General features: G+C 57.9%; 19 protein-coding genes and 4 tRNA genes. 15 read left to right on the forward strand and 8 right to left on the reverse strand.

Translation table 11 applies throughout. From position 1 onward, the window contains the following. Positions 1-49 precede the first annotated feature (49 nt). From AC1RJ3_RS20525 to AC1RJ3_RS20535, 3 genes are read right to left on the reverse strand one after another with little or no spacing between them, the layout of a single operon-like run. Positions 50-1,015, reverse strand: coding sequence for an FAD:protein FMN transferase (locus AC1RJ3_RS20525; RefSeq protein WP_493080264.1), 966 nt, complete (start codon positions 1,013-1,015; stop codon positions 50-52). Beyond that, entirely contained in the window at positions 1,005-3,230 is a 2,226-nt protein-coding gene (locus AC1RJ3_RS20530; protein ID WP_493080177.1) for a PepSY domain-containing protein, read from the reverse strand. The genes AC1RJ3_RS20525 and AC1RJ3_RS20530 overlap by 11 nt, the downstream gene beginning before the upstream one ends. A gap of 25 nt (positions 3,231-3,255) precedes the next feature. Continuing rightward, positions 3,256-3,726 (reverse strand): DUF2271 domain-containing protein, encoded by a 471-nt coding sequence (locus tag AC1RJ3_RS20535; RefSeq protein WP_347927369.1) that lies wholly within the window; start codon positions 3,724-3,726, stop codon positions 3,256-3,258. A 133-nt stretch (positions 3,727-3,859) separates the two neighbouring features. Between AC1RJ3_RS20535 and AC1RJ3_RS20540 the strand changes: the two genes are divergently transcribed. The 3 genes from AC1RJ3_RS20540 (at position 3,860) to AC1RJ3_RS20550 (ending at position 6,479) form a co-directional block, all read left to right on the forward strand. Next, complete coding sequence (locus AC1RJ3_RS20540) at positions 3,860-4,519, forward strand: response regulator transcription factor (RefSeq protein ID WP_054596527.1); 660 nt, start codon at positions 3,860-3,862, stop codon at positions 4,517-4,519. Next, positions 4,516-5,847, forward strand: coding sequence for a sensor histidine kinase (locus AC1RJ3_RS20545; RefSeq protein ID WP_493080180.1), 1,332 nt, complete (start codon positions 4,516-4,518; stop codon positions 5,845-5,847). Before AC1RJ3_RS20540 ends, AC1RJ3_RS20545 begins: the two co-directional genes overlap by 4 nt. Positions 5,848-5,969: 122 nt before the next feature. Further along, positions 5,970-6,479: a DUF1993 domain-containing protein gene (locus AC1RJ3_RS20550; protein WP_054596529.1), complete on the forward strand. Its 510-nt coding sequence runs from the start codon at positions 5,970-5,972 to the stop codon at positions 6,477-6,479. Positions 6,480-6,545: 66 nt separating this feature from the next. Here AC1RJ3_RS20550 and sstT read toward each other — a convergent pair whose 3' ends face one another. Beyond that, positions 6,546-7,778, reverse strand: a complete 1,233-nt coding sequence (gene sstT / locus AC1RJ3_RS20555) for a serine/threonine transporter SstT (protein ID WP_493080183.1) — start codon at positions 7,776-7,778, stop codon at positions 6,546-6,548. A gap of 325 nt (positions 7,779-8,103) precedes the next feature. On the opposite strand from sstT, the gene AC1RJ3_RS20560 reads away from it, so the two are divergent. Beyond that, a complete protein-coding gene (locus AC1RJ3_RS20560) occupies positions 8,104-9,258 on the forward strand; it encodes an MFS transporter (RefSeq protein ID WP_054596531.1) in 1,155 nt (384 codons plus the stop codon). Between the two features lie 4 nt (positions 9,259-9,262). Here the strand turns inward: AC1RJ3_RS20560 and nhaR are convergent, their stop codons facing one another. Beyond that, entirely contained in the window at positions 9,263-10,162 is a 900-nt protein-coding gene (gene nhaR / locus AC1RJ3_RS20565) for a transcriptional activator NhaR (protein ID WP_054596532.1), read from the reverse strand. 135 nt (positions 10,163-10,297) lie between these two features. Here nhaR and AC1RJ3_RS20570 point away from each other — a divergent pair, with 135 nt between their 5' ends. Beyond that, positions 10,298-10,549, forward strand: coding sequence for a hypothetical protein (locus AC1RJ3_RS20570; protein WP_054596533.1), 252 nt, complete (start codon positions 10,298-10,300; stop codon positions 10,547-10,549). Positions 10,550-10,578: 29 nt separating this feature from the next. Further along, positions 10,579-11,328 (forward strand): TerC family protein, encoded by a 750-nt coding sequence (locus AC1RJ3_RS20575; protein WP_054596534.1) that lies wholly within the window; start codon positions 10,579-10,581, stop codon positions 11,326-11,328. An 86-nt stretch (positions 11,329-11,414) separates the two neighbouring features. On the opposite strand, the gene AC1RJ3_RS20580 is transcribed toward AC1RJ3_RS20575, so the two are convergent. Beyond that, positions 11,415-11,585, reverse strand: coding sequence for a hypothetical protein (locus tag AC1RJ3_RS20580; protein ID WP_173860006.1), 171 nt, complete (start codon positions 11,583-11,585; stop codon positions 11,415-11,417). A gap of 213 nt (positions 11,586-11,798) precedes the next feature. Between AC1RJ3_RS20580 and AC1RJ3_RS20585 the strand changes: the two genes are divergently transcribed. Next, entirely contained in the window at positions 11,799-12,473 is a 675-nt protein-coding gene (locus AC1RJ3_RS20585) for a peptidase C39 family protein (RefSeq protein ID WP_493080186.1), read from the forward strand. A gap of 81 nt (positions 12,474-12,554) precedes the next feature. Here the strand turns inward: AC1RJ3_RS20585 and pbpG are convergent, their stop codons facing one another. Further along, complete coding sequence (pbpG, locus tag AC1RJ3_RS20590; protein ID WP_054596536.1) at positions 12,555-13,496, reverse strand: D-alanyl-D-alanine endopeptidase; 942 nt, start codon at positions 13,494-13,496, stop codon at positions 12,555-12,557. Positions 13,497-13,516: 20 nt separating this feature from the next. Between pbpG and AC1RJ3_RS20595 the strand changes: the two genes are divergently transcribed. Together AC1RJ3_RS20595 and makC are read left to right on the forward strand one after the other, a co-directional pair. After that, positions 13,517-13,657 (forward strand): hypothetical protein, encoded by a 141-nt coding sequence (locus tag AC1RJ3_RS20595; protein WP_347927366.1) that lies wholly within the window; start codon positions 13,517-13,519, stop codon positions 13,655-13,657. A 749-nt stretch (positions 13,658-14,406) separates the two neighbouring features. Next, a complete protein-coding gene (gene makC, locus AC1RJ3_RS20600; protein WP_493080189.1) occupies positions 14,407-14,799 on the forward strand; it encodes an alpha-pore-forming tripartite toxin MakABE regulator in 393 nt (130 codons plus the stop codon). A gap of 127 nt (positions 14,800-14,926) precedes the next feature. On the opposite strand, the gene folD is transcribed toward makC, so the two are convergent. After that, a complete protein-coding gene (folD, locus tag AC1RJ3_RS20605; RefSeq protein ID WP_054596538.1) occupies positions 14,927-15,781 on the reverse strand; it encodes a bifunctional methylenetetrahydrofolate dehydrogenase/methenyltetrahydrofolate cyclohydrolase FolD in 855 nt (284 codons plus the stop codon). Positions 15,782-16,056: 275 nt separating this feature from the next. Here folD and AC1RJ3_RS20610 point away from each other — a divergent pair. The 6 genes from AC1RJ3_RS20610 (at position 16,057) to clpP (ending at position 18,984) form a co-directional block, all read left to right on the forward strand. Then, positions 16,057-16,133 (forward strand) — tRNA-Arg (locus AC1RJ3_RS20610). 32 nt (positions 16,134-16,165) lie between these two features. Further along, a tRNA-His gene (locus tag AC1RJ3_RS20615) sits at positions 16,166-16,241 on the forward strand. A 58-nt stretch (positions 16,242-16,299) separates the two neighbouring features. Beyond that, positions 16,300-16,384, forward strand: a tRNA-Leu gene (locus tag AC1RJ3_RS20620). Between the two features lie 77 nt (positions 16,385-16,461). Next, positions 16,462-16,534: transfer RNA gene (locus AC1RJ3_RS20625), tRNA-His, on the forward strand. A gap of 405 nt (positions 16,535-16,939) precedes the next feature. Beyond that, entirely contained in the window at positions 16,940-18,250 is a 1,311-nt protein-coding gene (tig, locus tag AC1RJ3_RS20630; RefSeq protein WP_493080191.1) for a trigger factor, read from the forward strand. Between the two features lie 92 nt (positions 18,251-18,342). Next, entirely contained in the window at positions 18,343-18,984 is a 642-nt protein-coding gene (clpP, locus tag AC1RJ3_RS20635) for an ATP-dependent Clp endopeptidase proteolytic subunit ClpP (RefSeq protein ID WP_054596540.1), read from the forward strand. Positions 18,985-19,037 lie beyond the last annotated feature (53 nt).

Below are 19,037 nucleotides of genomic sequence, written 5' to 3' on the forward strand. Positions count from 1 at the left end.
ATACCAATCAAAAAAATGCCTGGATAAATCAACCACTGGCCTGGTCGTTTCAGCGAGTTTCAATCTGCGCCTGGAGCTGTCCGGCAACAACCGATAGCTCCCTGAACTGCTCGCCATCATGTATCACGAACAACGCATCCATACCGCGTTCCTGCGCAAGCTCAGGACCGGCTTTCTCCCCCAGGACCATCAGCGCGGTGGCCCATGCATCGGCGAGCATGCAGGTGGCAGCGACCACCGTCACGGCCGCGAGTGAGTTGGACAAGGGCGTTCCGCGAGCCGGATCCATCGTATGCGAGTAATGCCGACCCGCGACCTCGATCCACTGACGATAGTCCCCGGACGTGGCAATCGCTGCATCGCTGATCTCCATCACCCCCATGACTTCACGAATGCCGCGGCGGGGTCTTTCAATCGCAACAACCCAGGACTCTCCACCCGGCTTGGCTCCGCGCGCGCGCATTTCACCGTCGATTCCTACCAGATAGTTGGTTATCCCCCAGCCATCGAGGCAACGTGCCATTTCATCCACCGCAAAGCCCTTGGCGATGCCTGATAGATCAAGGGTAGTCGCTGAGCGTTTACGGGCCAGGTTGCGCAGCGGATCAATCTCCAGCGCTTGCGTGGCTGGCACGCGCGCCTGACGATCCGAGGCACTGATATGCGCTGCGCCGGGTTGTTGTTCGCCAGGCCCGAAGCCCCAGGCATTGACCAGATCGCCCACGGCGATATCAAACGCCCCGTTGGATTGACGACCCACCCGCAGCGCCGTAGCCAGGACGGTGGCCAGTTCCTCGGGAATGGGCAGCCATTGCTGTTCGGCTGCTGCGTTGAGACGGTTGAGTGCGGAATCGGCCTTCCACGTCGACATCTGTTGATCCACCGTGTCGACAGCCGCAAACAGACTCTCATTGATGGCAGCCTCATCCACCGGCGGCTCGGCGTAAAACACCGCAGTGTAACGGGTGCCCATGGTTTCCCCGCTCAGGCTATAGCGCCGGGGTTCAGTAGACATCTTCACGGTAGCGTCCTTGTGCTTTGAGCGTCAGCACATTCAAGTCGAGCGGGGCCAATACTTCATCCAGGGCGTTCATCACCCCTTTGGCCATCTCGCGACTCCCGCACACCAATACGTGGGCACCTTTTTCAATCAGGTGACGGAGTGCCAGCGCGTCGGCGATCAGGCGGTCCTGCACATAGCTGCGTTCATGGGTTTGGGAGAAGGCGGCGCGCAACCGGGTGAGGCGCTGATCCGCCAGATAGCGGTTGAGCTCGGGTTCATAGAGAAAGTCGGACGCCGGGTGACGTCCGCCCCAGTACAGGTGCATGGGCTGCCTGGCTTTGTTGTTGCGGATAAAACCGGCTAAAGGGCCGATCCCCGTACCGGCACCGATGAGAATCACCGGCTGTTTTCCACGGCCGGGACGAAACTCTGGATTGGGCTGTATGAAGGCTTCAATCTGTCCTCCCAGCGGCAAGTCGTGAAGGAACCCGGAACACACGCCGTCGGCGTGTTTACGCACACAGATTTCCAGAACGCCGTCATCTGATCCGCTGGCCAGCGAGTAGTAGCGCGGCACCCTGGAGCCAGGCGGCAGCACGCCAACCAGATCTCCGGCCTGGAACCGGGGCAGGCCGTTGCCTTTGAGTTTGTGTTTGAGCTCGCCCGGCGAGTGAGGCGTTGCGACTGCGTTGAAACGCAGGATCTGGGTGGGGGCGTTCACGTGTTCGCCGTAGTGTGTGCGATCGATCAACGCCAGGGTCGTGGTTTCCGGCAGCCGTGGGACGTGTACCAGCGTCAGTTCATGGCCCAGCAACCGGCCAACGGCGCTGCCCCAACGGGTGAACGCCTGGGCGGATTGGCGATTGATGGTTTCAAGTTCCAGCAGCTGCGTCCCGCCTGAAGCCAGCAGAGCCGCCTGAGTGTCCTTGGCAAACTGACAAAACTTCGGGAACTGCCGATCGCCAAATCCCAGTACGGCAAAACCCAGGCCAGGCTTTACGTGGGCATTCGCCAGTCGTTTCATGAACTGCGAGGCCGAGGCGGGTGCGTCACCGTCGCCGGTGGTGGCGGTAAGGATGAACAGCCGTTGGGCGCTGCGATACTCTACCGCGAGCCGGTTCATCGGCGCGGTATGGACGCGGTGGCCGGTCTGCTGCAAAGCCTCATGCAAGGTGTTGGCAAAGCCCCAGGTGGTGCTGCTTTCGCTGCCGACCAGAATCACCGTGTCGGCGTTTTGCGCGCCACTGTTGTGACGGATTTTCGGCTGGGACTGGCGACGACGCCACCACAGCAGCACGCCGGTGACGCTCATCAACGGCACGCTGAGCGCGCAAATGCCGAGGAACAGGCCCAACCACCAGAGACTTTCGCCGGTATGCAGCTGGTAGATGAACTCGTAGGCATTACGCATGCGGTCGTGGGGCACGTAAGACAACAACGCCCCGCTGACGGGGTCGACATAACCGTCGCCTTGCGCGGTACTCAACGAAAAGAAATCTTCGGGGTGACCGACGCTGGGGTAGACCAGCTCGCGCAGGTCGCTCAGGTCAGTCGCCAGCAGTGCTGGCAAGGTCACGACCGGTGCTGCCGGGCCGCTGCTGAGCGTGCTCGGAAATACCGGCTCGCGTTGCGTCCCGTCCGAGATCAGGTTGAAGGTGGTGGCTGACATGTACAGTCCGGTCAACGCGGACAACAGTAAGCCCAGAATCGCCAAACGCCCGACTTCGGCATGCCAGCGCTGATTGAAACTGCCGCGCAGTGGCCGCATCACGCGCCGCCAGCCGCCCAGGCGCTGTGCCAGCAGCGCCGCCCCGGAAATCGACAGTATCAGGATGAACAGCGCGCCGATGCCGGCTGCCGCATGCCCCGGTGTGCCTGACAGCAATGAGCGGTGCAGGTCTTTGACCCAGCGGGTGAACGCCGAGGGCGTATAGCTCGCAACACCTGCTCCGGTCAGCGGGTCGACGCGCTCGGCGCCGGTCTGGCCGTCCTGGGTGAAATACACGATGACTGAACCCGAGGCGGTACGGCGGATTTTTTCGACCCCGGGGTAGTGGTTCGCCACTCGACCGGCCAACTCGGCAACGTTCACCTGACCGGATGCCGGTACTGTCGCGCTCAGTCTTTCCAGGGCCGGATTGATCGACAGGATCGCACCGCTGATCGCCAGCAGCATGACCAGCAGGGCCGCGACGAGGCCGGGCAGTGAGTGAAACTGGCGTAGCATGGTCAGCCTCCAAGGGGTGCCGGTGTCACATGTCGTAGGTAAAGGACTCGATGTAACCGCTGCCGGTAGAAGGTTTTCCCGCGCCTTGAGTGGTCAATGGCACGGCAATATCGGAGCGGGCTTCACGTTGATTCTCGACAGCACTGTCGACGCGGATCTGATAGCCGGCATCAATCAGTGTGTCTGCCAGTTCAACGCTCACTTTCAGGGTGCGCCCGCTACCGACGCTGGCGCCGCTGACCCCGTCAAACTCGTTGGGGTTCAAGCCGCTGCCGCGGGCCCAGTCGGACAAATGCCTGTAGTACTTGGCCTTTTTGCCAGCCACCCACAGGGTTTTCTGGTATTTACCGTTGGCGTCGGTCACATAAAACGCCAGGTACGCGTCATTGCCGTCGTAATTTTTCAGTCGGGTGGTCAGGGTGACTTCCCGCGCCTGGGCCAGACCCGGCAGTGCAATGGCGGTGGCGAGACAAATCGCAGCAGTCAGCTTTTTCATGGTGGATTTCCCGTTCAAGCGTTGTGGCTGAATCCTGCGCCTGTAAGCTGACAGCAACCTGAAGGGGAATTCAGGCCTTTGTCAGGTTGGTCATCCAAGGTGTTGTACGACGAACCATCACAGGAGGGTGGCAATGCGGGTTTTATTGGTTGAGGACGCTGTGGGGCTCGGCGAGGCAGTACGTGAGCAACTCGCGGATGACGGCCACGCGGTGGACTGGGTGCAGCGCCTCGATCACGCTCAGACCAGCGTGCGAACGACGCGTTATGACCTGATCTTGCTTGACCTGATGCTGCCGGACGGGCGAGGGCTGGATTTTTTGCGCCAGCAACGCGGGGCGGGGGATGTCACTCCGGTGATTATTCTTACGGCGCGAGACCAGATATCCGATCGCATCGAAGGCCTGAATGCGGGGGCTGACGACTATCTGGTCAAACCCTTCGATCTTTTCGAGTTGTCCGCCCGAGTCGCGGCGGTGGCACGGCGCTACAGTGGTAATCCCAATCCGCAGATCAAAGTGGGCGGGTTGCAGGTCGACATGACCGCTCGCACGGTGCTGCGCGCCGGCATGACGGTGGACCTCACCGCGCGTGAGTGGGCATTGTTCGAAGCCTTCATCCAGCGCCCTGGCGCGTTGTTATCGAAATCCCAGCTGGAAGATCGCCTGTATGCATTCGGTGCCGAAATTGAAAGCAACACCATCGAGGTCTATATCAGCCGTCTGCGCAAGAAACTCGGCCGCGAGATGATTGAGACGGTTCGCGGGATGGGCTACCGGTTGATGCCGGAATGAAGCCCGCCTCGAGTCTGCAAAAGCGTCTGGGGCTGGGGCTGACGCTGGGCATGACCCTGCTTTGGCTGGGGGCGACCGTCGGCGCCTGGGTCGTGGTGCAACACGAATTGAACGAGGCCTTCGACAGTGCACTGGAGGAGACGGCACAGCGAATCCTGCCCTTGGCCGTGCTCGAAATCGGCAGCCCTGATGAGCCTCGCCAGGCTCGGCATATTGCACCGCTCAAAGTGCGCAAGGAATACCTGACGTACCTGGTCCGCGATGCCAGGGGCGAGATACTGATGCAATCTCATGATGCCGACCCTGACATTTTCAATCCGCTGCCGGTGGAGGGCTTCACCACCACTTCCAGGTACCGTTTGTACGGGACCAGCGCTCCGCGCGAAGGCGTTTTTATCGAGATGGCCGAGCCCTTGGCCCATCGACGCGAAGCCGCTCAGGAGGCCTTACTCGCGTTGCTCCTGCCGTTGCTGGCACTGATTCCGATCAGCTTGTTGGGCACCTGGTTGTTCGTGCACGTCAGCCTGCGCAGCGTTCGGGCGTACCGCCGGGCCATCGAGACGCGCGGGGTCGGTGACTTGTCCCCGATCAAGGTGGATCGATTGCCTGCGGAAATCGATCCGTTGGCCGAGGCGGTCAACCATCTGATGGAGCGACTGCGCAAGGCACTGGAGACGGAACGCAGCTTTACCGCCAACAGTGCCCATGAGCTGCGCACCCCGCTGGCAGCGACGTTGGCACACATTCAGCGGTTACGCCGCGAGGCGCCTGAGGGCCCGCTTCAAGTGCGTGCCGCGAAGATCGAGGCCTCTCTCCAGGCGCTGACGCGACTCTCGGAAAAGCTGATGCAACTGGCCAAGGCTGAAGGTGGCGGGCTTCTGTCCGAAGTGCCGCAAGACCTCATACCGTTACTGGCTCATGTGGTCGATGAGTGCAACCACGCAGCCGGCCAGCGGGTTCATCTGGTTCTGCCCGCTGTGCAAAGCGTGCTGTCGGCAATTGATCCTGACGCCTTCGCCATTCTTGTGCGCAACCTGATCGAGAACGCGATGAAGCACGGCGCGCCGGATCTACCCATTGAGGTGAGCCTTTCCAGTCAGGCACTCCTGAGAGTGGTCAATGCCGGTCCGGTGGTGCCTGAGCCGATATTGAAACGCCTGACCGAGCGCTTCGTGCGCGGTGAAAGCGGCGCTGAGGGTTCGGGGCTTGGCCTGGCCATCGCGCTGACGATTGCCCAAGGCGTCAACGCGACGATGACGCTCGTGTCGCCCGCGACGGGTAAACAAGACGGCTTTGAAGTCATCGTGCAGTTTGTTCAGGGGCGCTAGGGGGAATGGATACACTGGCCGGTCGTGCGGGATCAAAGACACGCCGCACGTCGCTGCAAGCAGGGCTATAATCGCGCCCACGTTTTACTCTTTCACAACACCCTCCACCCTACGAGACTGCCATGACTATTTCTCTGTACGCTGCTTCCGTTCCAGTCTTCAAGCAAATGCTCAACGCGTTGAGCGATGTTCTGAACAAGGCCGAAGCTCACGCCACCGCCAAAAACATCGACCCGAACGCCTTCCTGCAAGCGCGTCTGTACCCGGACATGTTCCCGCTGGTGCGTCAGGTGCAGATCGCCGTCGATTTCGCCAAAGGCGTTTCTGCCCGCCTGGCCGAAATCGAACTGCCGAAGTACGACGACACCGAAGTGACCTTCGCCGAGCTGCAAGCCCTGATCACCAAGGTGCTGGCCTTCATCGACGGTATCAAGCCTGAGCAAATCAATGGCAAGGAAGGTATCGAGATCGTTACCCGCCCAGGCACCCCGAAAGAAAAACGCTTCAGTGGCCAGGCTTACCTGCTGACCTACGGCCTGCCGCAGTTCTTCTTCCACGTCACCACCGCCTACGCGATCCTGCGTCACAACGGTGTTGAAGTCGGCAAGCGCGATTACATGGGCGCGTTCTAAACCCGCCAGCAACAAAAAACCCGCCAAGGTGTGAACCTTGGCGGGTTTTTTTGTGGGGCCGGTTTGTTACGCGGCTTGTACGGTTTTCTCTTCCTGGGCCAGGCAAGCGGCTGCGGTGAACAGCACGTCGGTGGAGGAGTTCAGTGCGGTTTCTGCCGAGTCCTGCAACACGCCGATGATGAAGCCGACCGCCACCACTTGCATGGCGATCTCGCTCGGAATACCAAACAGGCTGCACGCCAGCGGAATCAACAGCAGTGAACCACCGGCCACACCCGAAGCGCCGCAGGCACAGATCGCCGCGACGACGCTGAGCAGCACGGCTGTCGGGATGTCCACGGCAATCCCCAGCGTGTGCACCGCCGCCAGGGTCAGTACCGTGATGGTGATCGCCGCACCGGCCATGTTGATGGTCGCGCCCAGCGGGATCGATACCGAGTAAGTGTCTTCATGCAGGCCCAAGCGCTTGCTCAGTTCCAGGTTGACCGGAATGTTCGCCGCCGAACTGCGGGTGAAGAACGCGGTGATTCCGCTTTCCCGCAGGCAGGTCAGCACCAACGGGTAAGGGTTGCGGCGCAGCTTCCAATAGACGATGGCCGGGTTCATCACCAGCGCCACGAACAGCATGCAACCCAGCAGTACGGCCAGCAGATGCAGGTAACCGATCAGTGCGCCGAAGCCCGAGGTGGCCAGCGTGGAGGCGACCAGGCCGAAGATCCCCAGCGGAGCAAAACGAATCACCAGGCGCACGATCAGCGTGACGCCGTTGGACAGGTCGCCGAGTACGGTGCGGGTGGTTTCGCCGGCATGGCGGATCGCGATGCCCATGCCGATTGCCCAGGCCAGAATACCGATGAAATTGGCGTTCATCAGTGCACTGATCGGGTTGTCGACCGCGCTCAGCAGCAGGCTTTGCAAGACTTCGGAGATTCCGCCGGGCGCGCTGATCGCCACGTCGTGGGTGGACAGCACCAGGCTCGAAGGGAACAGGCTGCTGGCCACCACTGCCACTACGGCTGCGGCAAAGGTGCCCAGCAGATACAGGAACAGAATCGGCTTGATATGGGTTTCCTGACCGTGTTTGTGGTTGGCGATCGAGGCCATCACCAGCACGAACACCAGAATCGGTGCGACGGCTTTCAGTGCCGAGACAAACACTTTGCCGATGAATGCGGTGGATTTCGCCACCTCAGGCGCAAACAGCGCCAAGGCAATGCCGAGGATCAGGCCAATGACGATTTGCGTGACCAGGCTGGTGTGTTTGAGTCTGTGCAAAAGAGTAGGCGGAGCAGCAGTCATAGCGGTATCTCTGATTTTTTTAAGGTGCCGTGAATCGAGAAACCCGGTCAGCAACAAACGGGCAGGCTGACCGGGCAAGCGCACATTGCGTCATCTGCGTTGGCGGGTGAGCAAGGTTGAATTTTTTTGCGGGCGCGGACTTTATCACAGCGTAGTCGCGATCCTTCAGACCTGTGACGATCTGCCACCCGAGTGTTTAAGAGGATGTGTCAGGTTTGCGCCAGCGCTGTCGGACACACTCTGTTAAGCTTCGCCATCCACTTTTTCATCTCCCCTCAGTGAGCCCTTGGGCTGTCGCTGGCGTTGTCGTTTTCTGGAGTTACCCATGCTGTTGCCCATCCTGTTGTTGTCAGCCGCCGGTTTCACCGTGCTGACCACAGAATTCATCATTGTCGGTCTGTTACCGTCGATCGCTCGCGACCTCGATGTCAGCGTTTCCCAGGCGGGACTGCTGGTGACCTTGTTCGCGTTTACCGTCGCCGCCTTCGGACCCTTCCTGACCGCGTATTTCGCGCGTTTTGAACGTCGGCGTCTGTTTATCAGCGTGCTGATCATGTTCGGGCTGGCGAACACCCTGGCGGCCATGGCGCCGAACATTGGCGTGATGGCCGTCGCGCGGCTGATACCGGCGCTGGGTTTGCCGGTGTTCTGGGCGTTGGCCAGTGAAACGGCGGTGGACATCGTCGGGCCGGACTATGCGGGGCGGGCGATTGCCAAGATCGGATTCGGGATTGTCTGCGCGACCGTGTTCGGGATCCCCGTTGGTACGTTGATTTCCGATGCGTTCGGCTGGCGCACGGCGTTCGGCATTCTCGCGGTCATTGCCTTGGCCAAGGCGCTGCTGCTGTTTATCTATTTGCCGAAAACCAACCTGCACAACCAGCAGGTGAGCTTGCGGTCACAGTTCAAGATTCTGCGCAGCCCGCTGATGCAAGGGCATGTGCTGTTGTCGATTCTGGTCTTCAGCGGGATGTTTACCGCTTACACCTACCTGGCCGACATCCTTGAGCGGCTGGCCGGCTTCAACGGCACCGTAGTCGGCTGGTGCCTGATGGGCTTTGGCGCGGTCGGGCTGATCGGCAACTCGCTGGGCGGGCGCATGGTCGATCGCCATCCGTTGATCGCATCGATGGTGTTCTGTGGCTTCATGATCGGCGGCATGGTGGCGCTGGTGCCGAGTATTCATTCGACGCTGGGACTGGCGGCGGCGATGGGCGTCTGGGGCGTGACCCAGGCTGCGTTGTTCCTGGTCAGTCACGTGCGCTTGATGAAAGCCGCACCGCAGGCGCCAGCCTTTGCTGCGTCGCTGAACATCGCCGGGGCCAATCTGGGGATTGGCTTGGGGGCGATGGTCGGTGGGCACGTGATCGACACCTTGGGCCTGGGCAGCCTGGGGTTTGCGGCGGCCGGTTTTATCCTGGTGTCGATTGTATTGGCCTTGTTGCTGATGAAGGTCAAAGCCCCAGCCGTCTGCGCCTGAGGCTTCAAAGCGCGGTAAACAGCTCGCGGCGGGCACCTTCGGTAATTGCGACAATGCCGGGGTGCTTGACCTTGCGCTCGACCGAGATCGCGTAAAACGACTCGGTCACCGCATCGGTCTGCCCGATCAACTCGACGCCGCATTGGCGTCTCACCTCGTCGGCAATCACGCTCGGGCCGATGAAAATCCCGCTGCCGGATTGGCCGAACGCCTGCATCAAGGCACTGTCATCAAACTCACCGACAATCCGTGGCTGAATCTGCTGTTCGGCGAACCAGCGCTGCAAGCGGCTGCGTACCACGGTTTCCTGCCCTGGAATCAACAGGGGCGCACCGTGCAGGCCGCGCGGGAAGTCTTTGCCATAGCGTTGTGCCAATTCGGTGGTGGCGAAAAAACTGATGCCGCATTCGCCGAGTTTCTGGCTGTAACCCTTGATGTCCAGGTGCGACGGCATCGGGCTGTCGGAGATCACCAGGTCCAGCCGCTGAATGGCCAGATCAGCCAGCAAGCGCTCCAGTTTGTCCTCGCGACAGGTGATGCGTAGCGGCTCAGTCAGCTCCATGGTCGGTGCAATCAGGCGATAGACGATGGATTTGGGCACCACGTCGGCGACGCCCACCCGGAACAGTATCTGCTGTTCATTGGGCTGCGCCCGAAGCATGGCCTCCAGCTCGCCACCCAGCTGAAACATCTGCTCGGCGTACGGCAGTGTCTGCCGTCCGGCCTCGGTCAGTTCAAGTTGCCGGCCAACCCGTTGAAACAGCTCTATCCCATAGGTTTGTTCGAGCAGACTGATCTGCCCGCTGATGGTCTGCGGAGTCAGGTTCAATTGCTCGCACGCACGCACGATGCTGCCGGTTTTGGCCACGACCCAGAAGTAATGCAATTGCCGATAATTGAGCATGTGCTTTGCCGATTCGGAAAAACCGAAGTATAGCTGCTAAAAATACGAATTTTCCTGAAGTGTTTGCCTCCTTAGAATGCCTCGCTATCGACGGGCCACTCCCTTGGTCAAGTTCGCTCTATCGAGGAAAGCATGATGAAACTCAACTCCCTGGCCGCCGCTTCGTTGCTGGCCCTTTCTGCACTGCTGCTGACAGGCTGTGACCAGGCCGAGAAAAGTGCCCAGCAATTGATGGGTAAAGCGGCCGAAACCGCCAAGCAGGCGATCGACGATACGCATAAGGCGGCGGAGCAAGCGCTGAGCGACGCCACTTCGAACATCGTCGGCAACAAGGAAAAACCCGCTGACGATAGCGAGAAAAAACCTGGCACATCGCAGGAAATCTAACCCGTTCAACACCGAGTCAGGACTGATCCATGGACTATCTTTTACAACTCGCAGCAAGCCCTACAGCCTGGGTCGCCCTGGCTACGTTGATCGTGATGGAAATCGTGCTCGGCATCGACAACCTGATCTTCATCTCGATCCTGACCAACAAGCTGCCCGTGCAGCACCGTGCGAAGGCTCGCCGCATCGGTATCAGCATGGCCTTGGTCCTGCGTCTGGGCTTGCTGAGCACCATTGCGTTCATCGTGCAGCTGACGGAGCCAGTGATTGAACTGTTCAACCACGCGTTCTCGTGGAAAGACATGATCCTGATCGCCGGTGGCCTGTTCCTGTTGTGGAAGGCGACCACTGAAATCCATCACAGCATGGATCCGCCAGCCGAGGATCCGACGTCGAAAACGTCCGGTGTGACACTGGGTTTTGCCGCGGCAATCGGTCAGATTCTGATGCTCGACCTGGTGTTCTCCATCGACAGCATCATTACCGCTGTCGGCATGACCGAGCATTTGCCGATCATGATCATTGCGGTGCTGGTGTCGGTGATGGTGATGTTGCTGGCGGCCGAGCCTCTGGCCAAATTCATCAATGACAATCCAACAGTGGTGATGCTGGCCCTGGGCTTCCTGATCATGATCGGCATGACCCTGATCGCCGAAGGTTTCGGCGCCCACGTACCGAAAGGCTACATCTATGCGGCCATGGCATTCTCGGCAACGATTGAAGGTCTGAACATGCTGTCGCGTCGGGCCCGGGAGAAGCGAGTCGCTGCTGAGGCGTAAGCGTTAAGGTAAATCACCAACGGTCATCTGCACTCGACAACGTGCAGGTGGCCGTTTTGATTTGTGGGGGATTTGAACCGAATCGATCAGTGTGCTGTGACGTGGTGCCGGGCAGGTTTCTCGACTTTGCCGGGTGCCGCAGGTGGAATATAGGCGTGCTGGTGTCTGCGGGTAATGCGCAATACGCCCCACAGCATCGCGGCGGCAACGGCCAGCCAGCCACCGATCAGCATCAGGATTATCATCGTCAGGCTCATTCAGTGCCTCCTCTTTGCCCTGCTTCGGGCACACACTCTGTACAAGCGTCAGTCTAGTCGCTGATGTGTTGCAGGCAATTGACCTAGTGTGATGAGTCTCCAACCCGTTCGCTCTATCAACTGCATGCGACTGCCGTTAAAGGCTATACCACTGCTATGATCATGAGCGAAGCCGGGAGACCGTTTGCCTGGCGCCTGAACAAGTGAGTGATGATGTTGCCGGTACTTTCCCGATTCCGCTGCGCCCTGCTGGCCGCGGCCTGCGTCTTGAGCCTGGCCGGTTGTGCCGGGAGTGTGCAACCTGAAATCCAGCGTCTGCCTGAGCGCGTCGAGCTCAGTGGCATGCCGTTTTACCGTGGCGAAGCCTATCAAAGCGGGCCGCAATCGCTGGCCAGCATGCTTTCCCAGCAAGGCATCGTGATTACCCCGGGGCTGCTCGACAAGCCGCTGCATTTGCCGGGCGCCGAGGCGCAGTTGCAGCAGAACATGCAGAACCTGGCGCGTGAATACGGGATGGTCGTGTATCCGCTGGACAGCAATCTGCCGGCGCTGTTGGCCCAGGTCGCGGCGGGTTACCCGGTGTTGCTGCGCTTCAGCGAAGGTTCGGCATTCTGGAAAGAGCCGAGGTACGCGATTCTCGCCGGCTACAACCGTCACAAGCAGACGGTGCTGCTGCGTTCAGGAATGGACCGCCGGTTGCTGATGAGCTTCACGTCGTTCGAGTCCGCGTTCGAAAATGCTGGCGGTTGGGCAGTGTTGATTCAGGGGCCGACCCAGATTCCGGCCAAGGTTGACTCGCAGCGCTGGCTCAAGGCCGCTGACGATCTGGCTCGGGCTGGACAGGAGCAGGCAGCAACCAAGGCGACCAAAGCACTGGCTGCCCATTAATCGAACCGAATAAAAACGGCGCCTTGAGGCGCCGTTATCGATAAAGGCCCCGACTCGCGTCGCGGGCCTTTTTTCGTGCGCTTATTTGCCGGTCTGCGCCATGCCGCTACCTTGACGATGTTGCAGATTTTTCTCGGCTTTGTATTGCAGGGCAACACTCGGCACAGAGGTGCTCCTGCCGGTTTCAACCCACTGACGAATCCGTCCGGCATCCGCAAAGTGGGTGTACTTGCCGAAGGCATCGAGAATCACCAGCGAAACAGGGCGATTACCCATGTTCGTCACCAACACCAGGCAGTGGCCGGCCTGATTGGTAAAGCCGGTCTTGGTCAGCTTGATGTCCCAGTCGGCCTTGTTGATCAGGTGGTCGGTGTTGTGAAAACCCAAGGAGTAGCTGGGTCTGCGGAACGTCACGGTTTTTTCCTTGGTCGTGCTCAGTTCACTCAGCATCGGGTATTTGCGTGCAGCCTGGAGCAGTTTGCTCAGGTCGCGGGCCGTGGAAACGTTGTGCTCTGACAGGCCGGTCGGTTCGACGTAATGGGTGCTGGTCATGCCCAGCGCCCTGGCTTTGGCGTTCATTGCGGCGATAAAAGCAGCGTAACCGCCAGGGTAGTGATGGGCCAGGCTCGCGGCAGCGCGATTTTCCGAGGACATGAGTGCAATCTGCAGCATTTCCCTGCGCGACAGCTCGCTATTGAGTTTGACCCTGGAGAACACACCTTTCATTTCCGGGGTTTCGCTGATCGTAACGGAAATGTATTCGTCCATGTTCTGCTTGGCGTCCAGCACGATCAGCCCGGTCATCAATTTGGTCACCGAGGCGATCGGCACGATCACGTCCGGGTTGCTGGCGTAGATGACTTTGTCGGTTTGCAGATCGATCACCATCGCACTGCCGGAGGCGATGCGCAGTTGTGAGGTGTCTCGAGGTGCCGCGGTGGTGTCACGTGCGTAGACGTTTGAGGTGACAAGAGGGCCTGTAAGTACAAAAAATAGGCTCAGGATGGATAGACGGATTTTCACGCGGGCGGACTCGGTAAGAAATGAATATGCCGTTCTGCAACGGGCTTTCTGGGAAAAACGTAACATTTTATGAGTATGTGCTAGGAAAGCGCTATACGCCTGCTGCAGAGGTGCTTCAGATGAAAAATATTTTAGGCTGTATCGGCTCTGTAACGGTCTGATTCACAGGCGTCGTCGATGCTCGGGAAGCACAGGATGTGATTGCTTTGGTGTAAGACAATAAAAGGCTTCGTGTGGTCAGGTAGGGTGGGACTGGTCATGCGGGCAGGTTATTTCGAACGGTTGTGGTTTCAGATCTGTTAATAGCGAATTTAACGTTAAAATTGATATAGAGAAACGCTCTATTAAACAGTGGTAACCCTTAAAGTGGTTGTGGGTGGGTTTAAGTTTAGGGGTTAACACTAATAGTCAGTGGTCACGGCGAGTGGTGAGTGGTGGGAGGCGGTTCAAAATTTTGTCACGTAATAGGGTGACTGTTGAGTCCTGAATGTAAGGTGTTTGTTGTTGTTAGGAAAAAACGCTCGCCAAAAATATGGCGGTTATGTGGTTTTTTTATTTGTAGGGATAGAAGCTTGCGCCTTTACTTTTAAATGAGTGGTGCTAATCTCACCTTCGCATTGAGCGACAAGTTATACAGCGTCATCAGGCCCGCTCACGGAAAGACGATATGCGGCTGATTGTCACTAATGCTGTCGACTCGGTGAAATGTTGCGAGTTGGTTTTTTGATCCAGTTGTATGGCTGGGACAGTTGTAATCGGGCATTGAATGCCTCGTGCCAAAGCCTATGGAAGGGCGTGAATGTACGCTGTCCGGACACCTCATGCTTCCCCCTAAGCGAGCACGCCCAGGTGCTGATGGTTCAAGTGACTTGACAACGCTAAAGACAACTTACACAAAAGGAATAGTGTGATGAAATCAGTAAATGTTTTGATTGTTGTCGATGTTGAGAACGCGCTGGCATCAGATGATCTCCAGGGTAATGTGTACCTGATAGACAGTAACAAACACTGCGGTTCAAGTAGTGAGGGTCAGGCAGAGCTCTATACGGCATGTGTTGAAGGGCAATACATTAATTGGGCTGTAGCGCCTCTCTCTCCTTCCAATGATGTGCAGATAGTTGGTTTTACTGGTCAGATGGTTAATGATAGGATTTGCCTTCCTAAGTCAGTGCCCGATCCATCAGGTAATTACTGGAAGGGGCAGGTCGAGGCGCAGGGTTATAAAGGGAACGTGCAGTATTCGGTAGTGCTTTCAATGGATGGGAAGCAGATGACCTTTGATCCGTTCCTGAAAATTCAGTAGTGTGTGAAGAGGTGCTTTGATCTAGATGAAGTTGTTAGTGTCAACTTCTTTATTTCAAGGTGATATAAAACAAGGAACCCCGCCAATTGGCGGGGTTCCTTGTTTGTGCGTCAGGGCGAGCCTTGAATCAGCCGTGCAGGGTTTCCGCTGCGTACAGCGTGTTTTCCAGCAGGCAGGCGCGAGTCATCGGTCCGACCCCGCCGGGTACTGGTGTGATCCAGCCAGCGCGGGGCAGGGCGGTTTCATAAACCACATCGCCTACCAGCTTGCCGTCTTCCTGGCGGTTGATGCCAACGTCGATGACGATGGCGCCTTCCTTGATCCACTCACCTTTGACGAGGCCAGGTTTGCCGGCGGCGACTACAACCAGGTCGGCGCGACCGACGTGGCCGGCCAGATCCTTGGTGAAACGGTGGGTCACGGTTACGGTGCAACCGGCCAGCAGCAATTCCATCGCCATTGGGCGACCGACGATATTGGAGGCGCCAACGACCACTGCATCCATCCCGTAAAGATCGGCGCCTGTGCTTTCCAGCAAGGTCATGATGCCTTTAGGGGTGCACGGGCGCAGCAGAGGGATGCGTTGTGCCAGTCGGCCAACGTTATAAGGATGGAAACCATCCACGTCTTTGTCCGGACGAATGCGTTCCAGCAGTTTGGAGGCGTCCAGGTGTTCTGGCAGAGGCAGTTGCAGCAGCACGCCGTCAATGTTCGGGTCGTCATTAAGACGGTCGATCAGTTCGGTCAGGGCCTGCTGGGTGGTGTCGGAGGGCAGGTCATAGGCTTGGGAGAGGAAGCCGACCTCTTCACAGTCTTTACGCTTGTGCGAGACATAAACCTGAGAGGCGGGATCGCTGCCGACCAGGATCACCGCGAGGCCGGGCGTGCGCAGACCTTGCTGGCGACGCTCGGCAACACGTTTGGCGATCTGCTGGCGCAGGCTGGCGGCGATCGATTTGCCGTCGATTAGTTGTGCAGTCATTGCGCGTGATTAACCATCGAGAGGGGGAAGAAAAGAGAACGCATTCTCGCATGTCAGAACGTGAGGGCAAAGGCGCTTGGTCTGCAAATTCCCCTAAGCCCTTTAATTAAATGAATTTTTTTCAAAAAGGATTTGACGGTCTCCAGGGGTGCCTATACTATTCGTCGCACTTGTCGGGCACAGCCTAGCACTGGTTAAGAAGGTCAGGCGGAATTACGGTTCTGCAAGGCTGAAAAGCACTTAGTTTGTAGTCCTTCAAGGGTACAGCTAATAAGGCGCCCGTAGCTCAGCTGGATAGAGCATCCGCCTTCTAAGCGGATGGTCGCAGGTTCGAGTCCTGCCGGGTGCGCCATTAGGCAGCTTTGGCACAAGTAGCGCGATATGGTGGGCGTAGCTCAGTTGGTAGAGCACGGGATTGTGACTCCCGTTGTCGTGGGTTCGATCCCCATCGTCCACCCCATATTTCGAAAGGCGCCAGATTTAACCGTCTGGCGCCTTTGCTTTAACAGTTGTGAACCGCGGATGTGGTGGAATTGGTAGACACACTGGATTTAGGTTCCAGCGCCGCGAGGCGTAAGAGTTCGAGTCTCTTCATCCGCACCAATTAAAGCTTCAGTCAGGCCGTTGGCCGGGTTGGAGCTCAGCGAAGAAGTTTTTTGGCTTCTTTGTTACGCAATATGGTGGGCGTAGCTCAGTTGGTAGAGCACGGGATTGTGACTCCCGTTGTCGTGGGTTCGATCCCCATCGTCCACACCCCATATTTTGAAAGGCGCCAGATTTAACAGTCTGGCGCCTTTTTTGTTTCAGTATTTGTATGTTCAGCGACTGCAGGTTCCGGGTCGCAAGGGCAGGGCGTTTCGTCGTATTCATGTTGCTCGATGATGCCGCATTGCCCGCCGGGCTTGCTCGCAAGGTCGGCTGCCAGGGAGCTGATTGGCTCTCCTTCTATATATAGGAGGGTTGGCGCAGAGACCTGGCGTGATTGACTGTATTTGCCTCCGGGGTGAGGTGTATTCGTGCATCCACACCGATAAATTGCCTGCTGCGTTTTTACCCGTTTTCAGTAGGGTGACTTCTTGAGTTTGACCCACTAGAATGCATGCCCTTGATTCTGTGGTCGGAAACGGCCGGCTAACGTCTGTGCAACGAGGAATATCCATGCAAGTTTCTGTTGAAAATACTTCTGCTCTAGAGCGCCGCATGAGCATCACCGTGCCAGCTGAGCGCATTGAGACTCAAGTCAACAAGCGTCTGCAACAGACTGCCCAAAAGGCCAAGATTGCAGGCTTCCGTCCTGGCAAAGTGCCAATGAGCGTGATTCGTCAGCGTTATGAAGCTGATGCGCGTCAGGAAGCTGTAGGCGACGTGATCCAGGCTTCTTTCTACGAAGCGATTGTCGAGCAAAAGCTGAACCCGGCCGGCGCTCCTTCGGTAGAGCCTAAAGTCCTGGAGAAGGGCAAGGATCTGGAATTCGTTGCAACGTTCGAAGTGTTCCCCGAGTTCACCGTTGCCGGTTTCGAATCCATCGCTGTCGAGCGCCTGAGCGCTGACGTGGCGGACGCCGATCTGGACAAAATGCTGGAAATCCTGCGCAAGCAGAACGTTCGTTTTGAAATTGCCGATCGTGCAGCTCAGAACGAAGACCAACTGAACATCGATTTCGTTGGCAAGGTTGACGGTGAAGTGTTCGCCGGTGGTTCCGCCAAGGGTACTCAGCTGGTTCTGGGTTCCGGCCGCATGATCCCTGGCTTCGAAGAAGGCCTGGTTGGCGCTAAAGCGGGCGAAGAGCGCCTTCTGAACCTGACCTTCCCTGAGAACTATCAGAACCTCGACCTGGCTAACAAGGCAGCCGAGTTCACCGTCACCGTGAACACTGTTTCCGAGCCGAAACTGCCTGAATTGACCGAAGAATTCTTCGCTCAGTTCGGTATCAAAGAGTCTGGTATCGACGGTTTCCGCACTGAAGTTCGTAAGAACATGGAGCGCGAGCTGCGTCAGGCGATCAAATCCAAGGTCAAGAATCAGGTAATGGACGGTCTGCTGGCCGCCAACCCGATCGAGGTGCCAAAGGCCCTGCTGTCCAACGAAGTTGATCGTCTGCGCGTTCAGGCGGTTCAGCAGTTCGGTGGCAACATCAAGCCTGACCAACTGCCAGCCGAGCTGTTCGAAGAGCAAGCCAAGCGTCGCGTTGTGCTGGGTCTGGTGGTGGCTGAAGTGGTCAAGCAATACGACCTCAAGCCTGACGAAACCCGCGTTCGCGAGCTGATTCAGGAAATGGCTTCGGCTTATCAGGAGCCTGAGCAAGTCGTGTCCTGGTACTACAAGAACGACCAGCAACTGAACGAAGTCCGTTCGGTTGTGCTGGAAGAGCAAGTTGTGGATACTGTTCTTCAGAAAGCTAGCGTGACCGACAAATCGGTCTCTTACGAAGAAGCGGTCAAGCCGGTAGAAGCTCCACAAGCCGACTGATTGTTTTTGCGTTAGAAGCACACACCATAAGCCAGCTTTCGAGCTGGCTTATGCGTATTCAAGACATAACTATTTGGGAGTGACTGCGAGACATGTCCCGCAATTCTTATTATCAGCAGAGCTCTGACATCCAGGCCGCAGGTGGTCTGGTCCCGATGGTTATCGAGCAGTCCGCCCGTGGCGAACGTGCCTATGACATCTACTCGCGCCTCCTCAAGGAACGAGTGATCTTCCTTGTCGGCCCGGTAGAAGACTACATGGCCAACCTGGTCGCCGCGCAACTGCTGTTCCTTGAAGCGGAAAACCCGGACAAGGACATCCATCTTTACATCAACTCACCAGGCGGTTCGGTGACTGCGGGCATGTCAATCTACGACACCATGCAGTTCATCAAGCCTGACGTTTCCACTACCTGTATCGGTCAGGCCTGCAGCATGGGTGCTTTCCTGCTTGCCGGTGGTGCTGCGGGCAAGCGTTACTGCCTGCCGAACTCGCGCATGATGATTCACCAGCCATTGGGCGGTTTCCAGGGTCAGGCGTCGGACATCGACATCCATGCCAAGGAAATCCTCCATATCCGTTCGCGTCTGAACTCGTTGTTGGCTTATCACACCGGTCAAAGCCTCGAAACCATTGAGCGCGACACCGAGCGTGACAATTTCATGAGCGCAGAGCGTGCGGCTGAATACGGCCTGATCGACTCGGTGATCGACAAGCGTAAAATGCCCGCCTAAGCAGCTCAAATGCAGGTGGTTGGTTTAACTGGCCACCAGCGGGCTTGAAAAAG

It is taken from the genome of Pseudomonas sp. GW822-FHT04C11 (genome assembly GCF_058800905.1).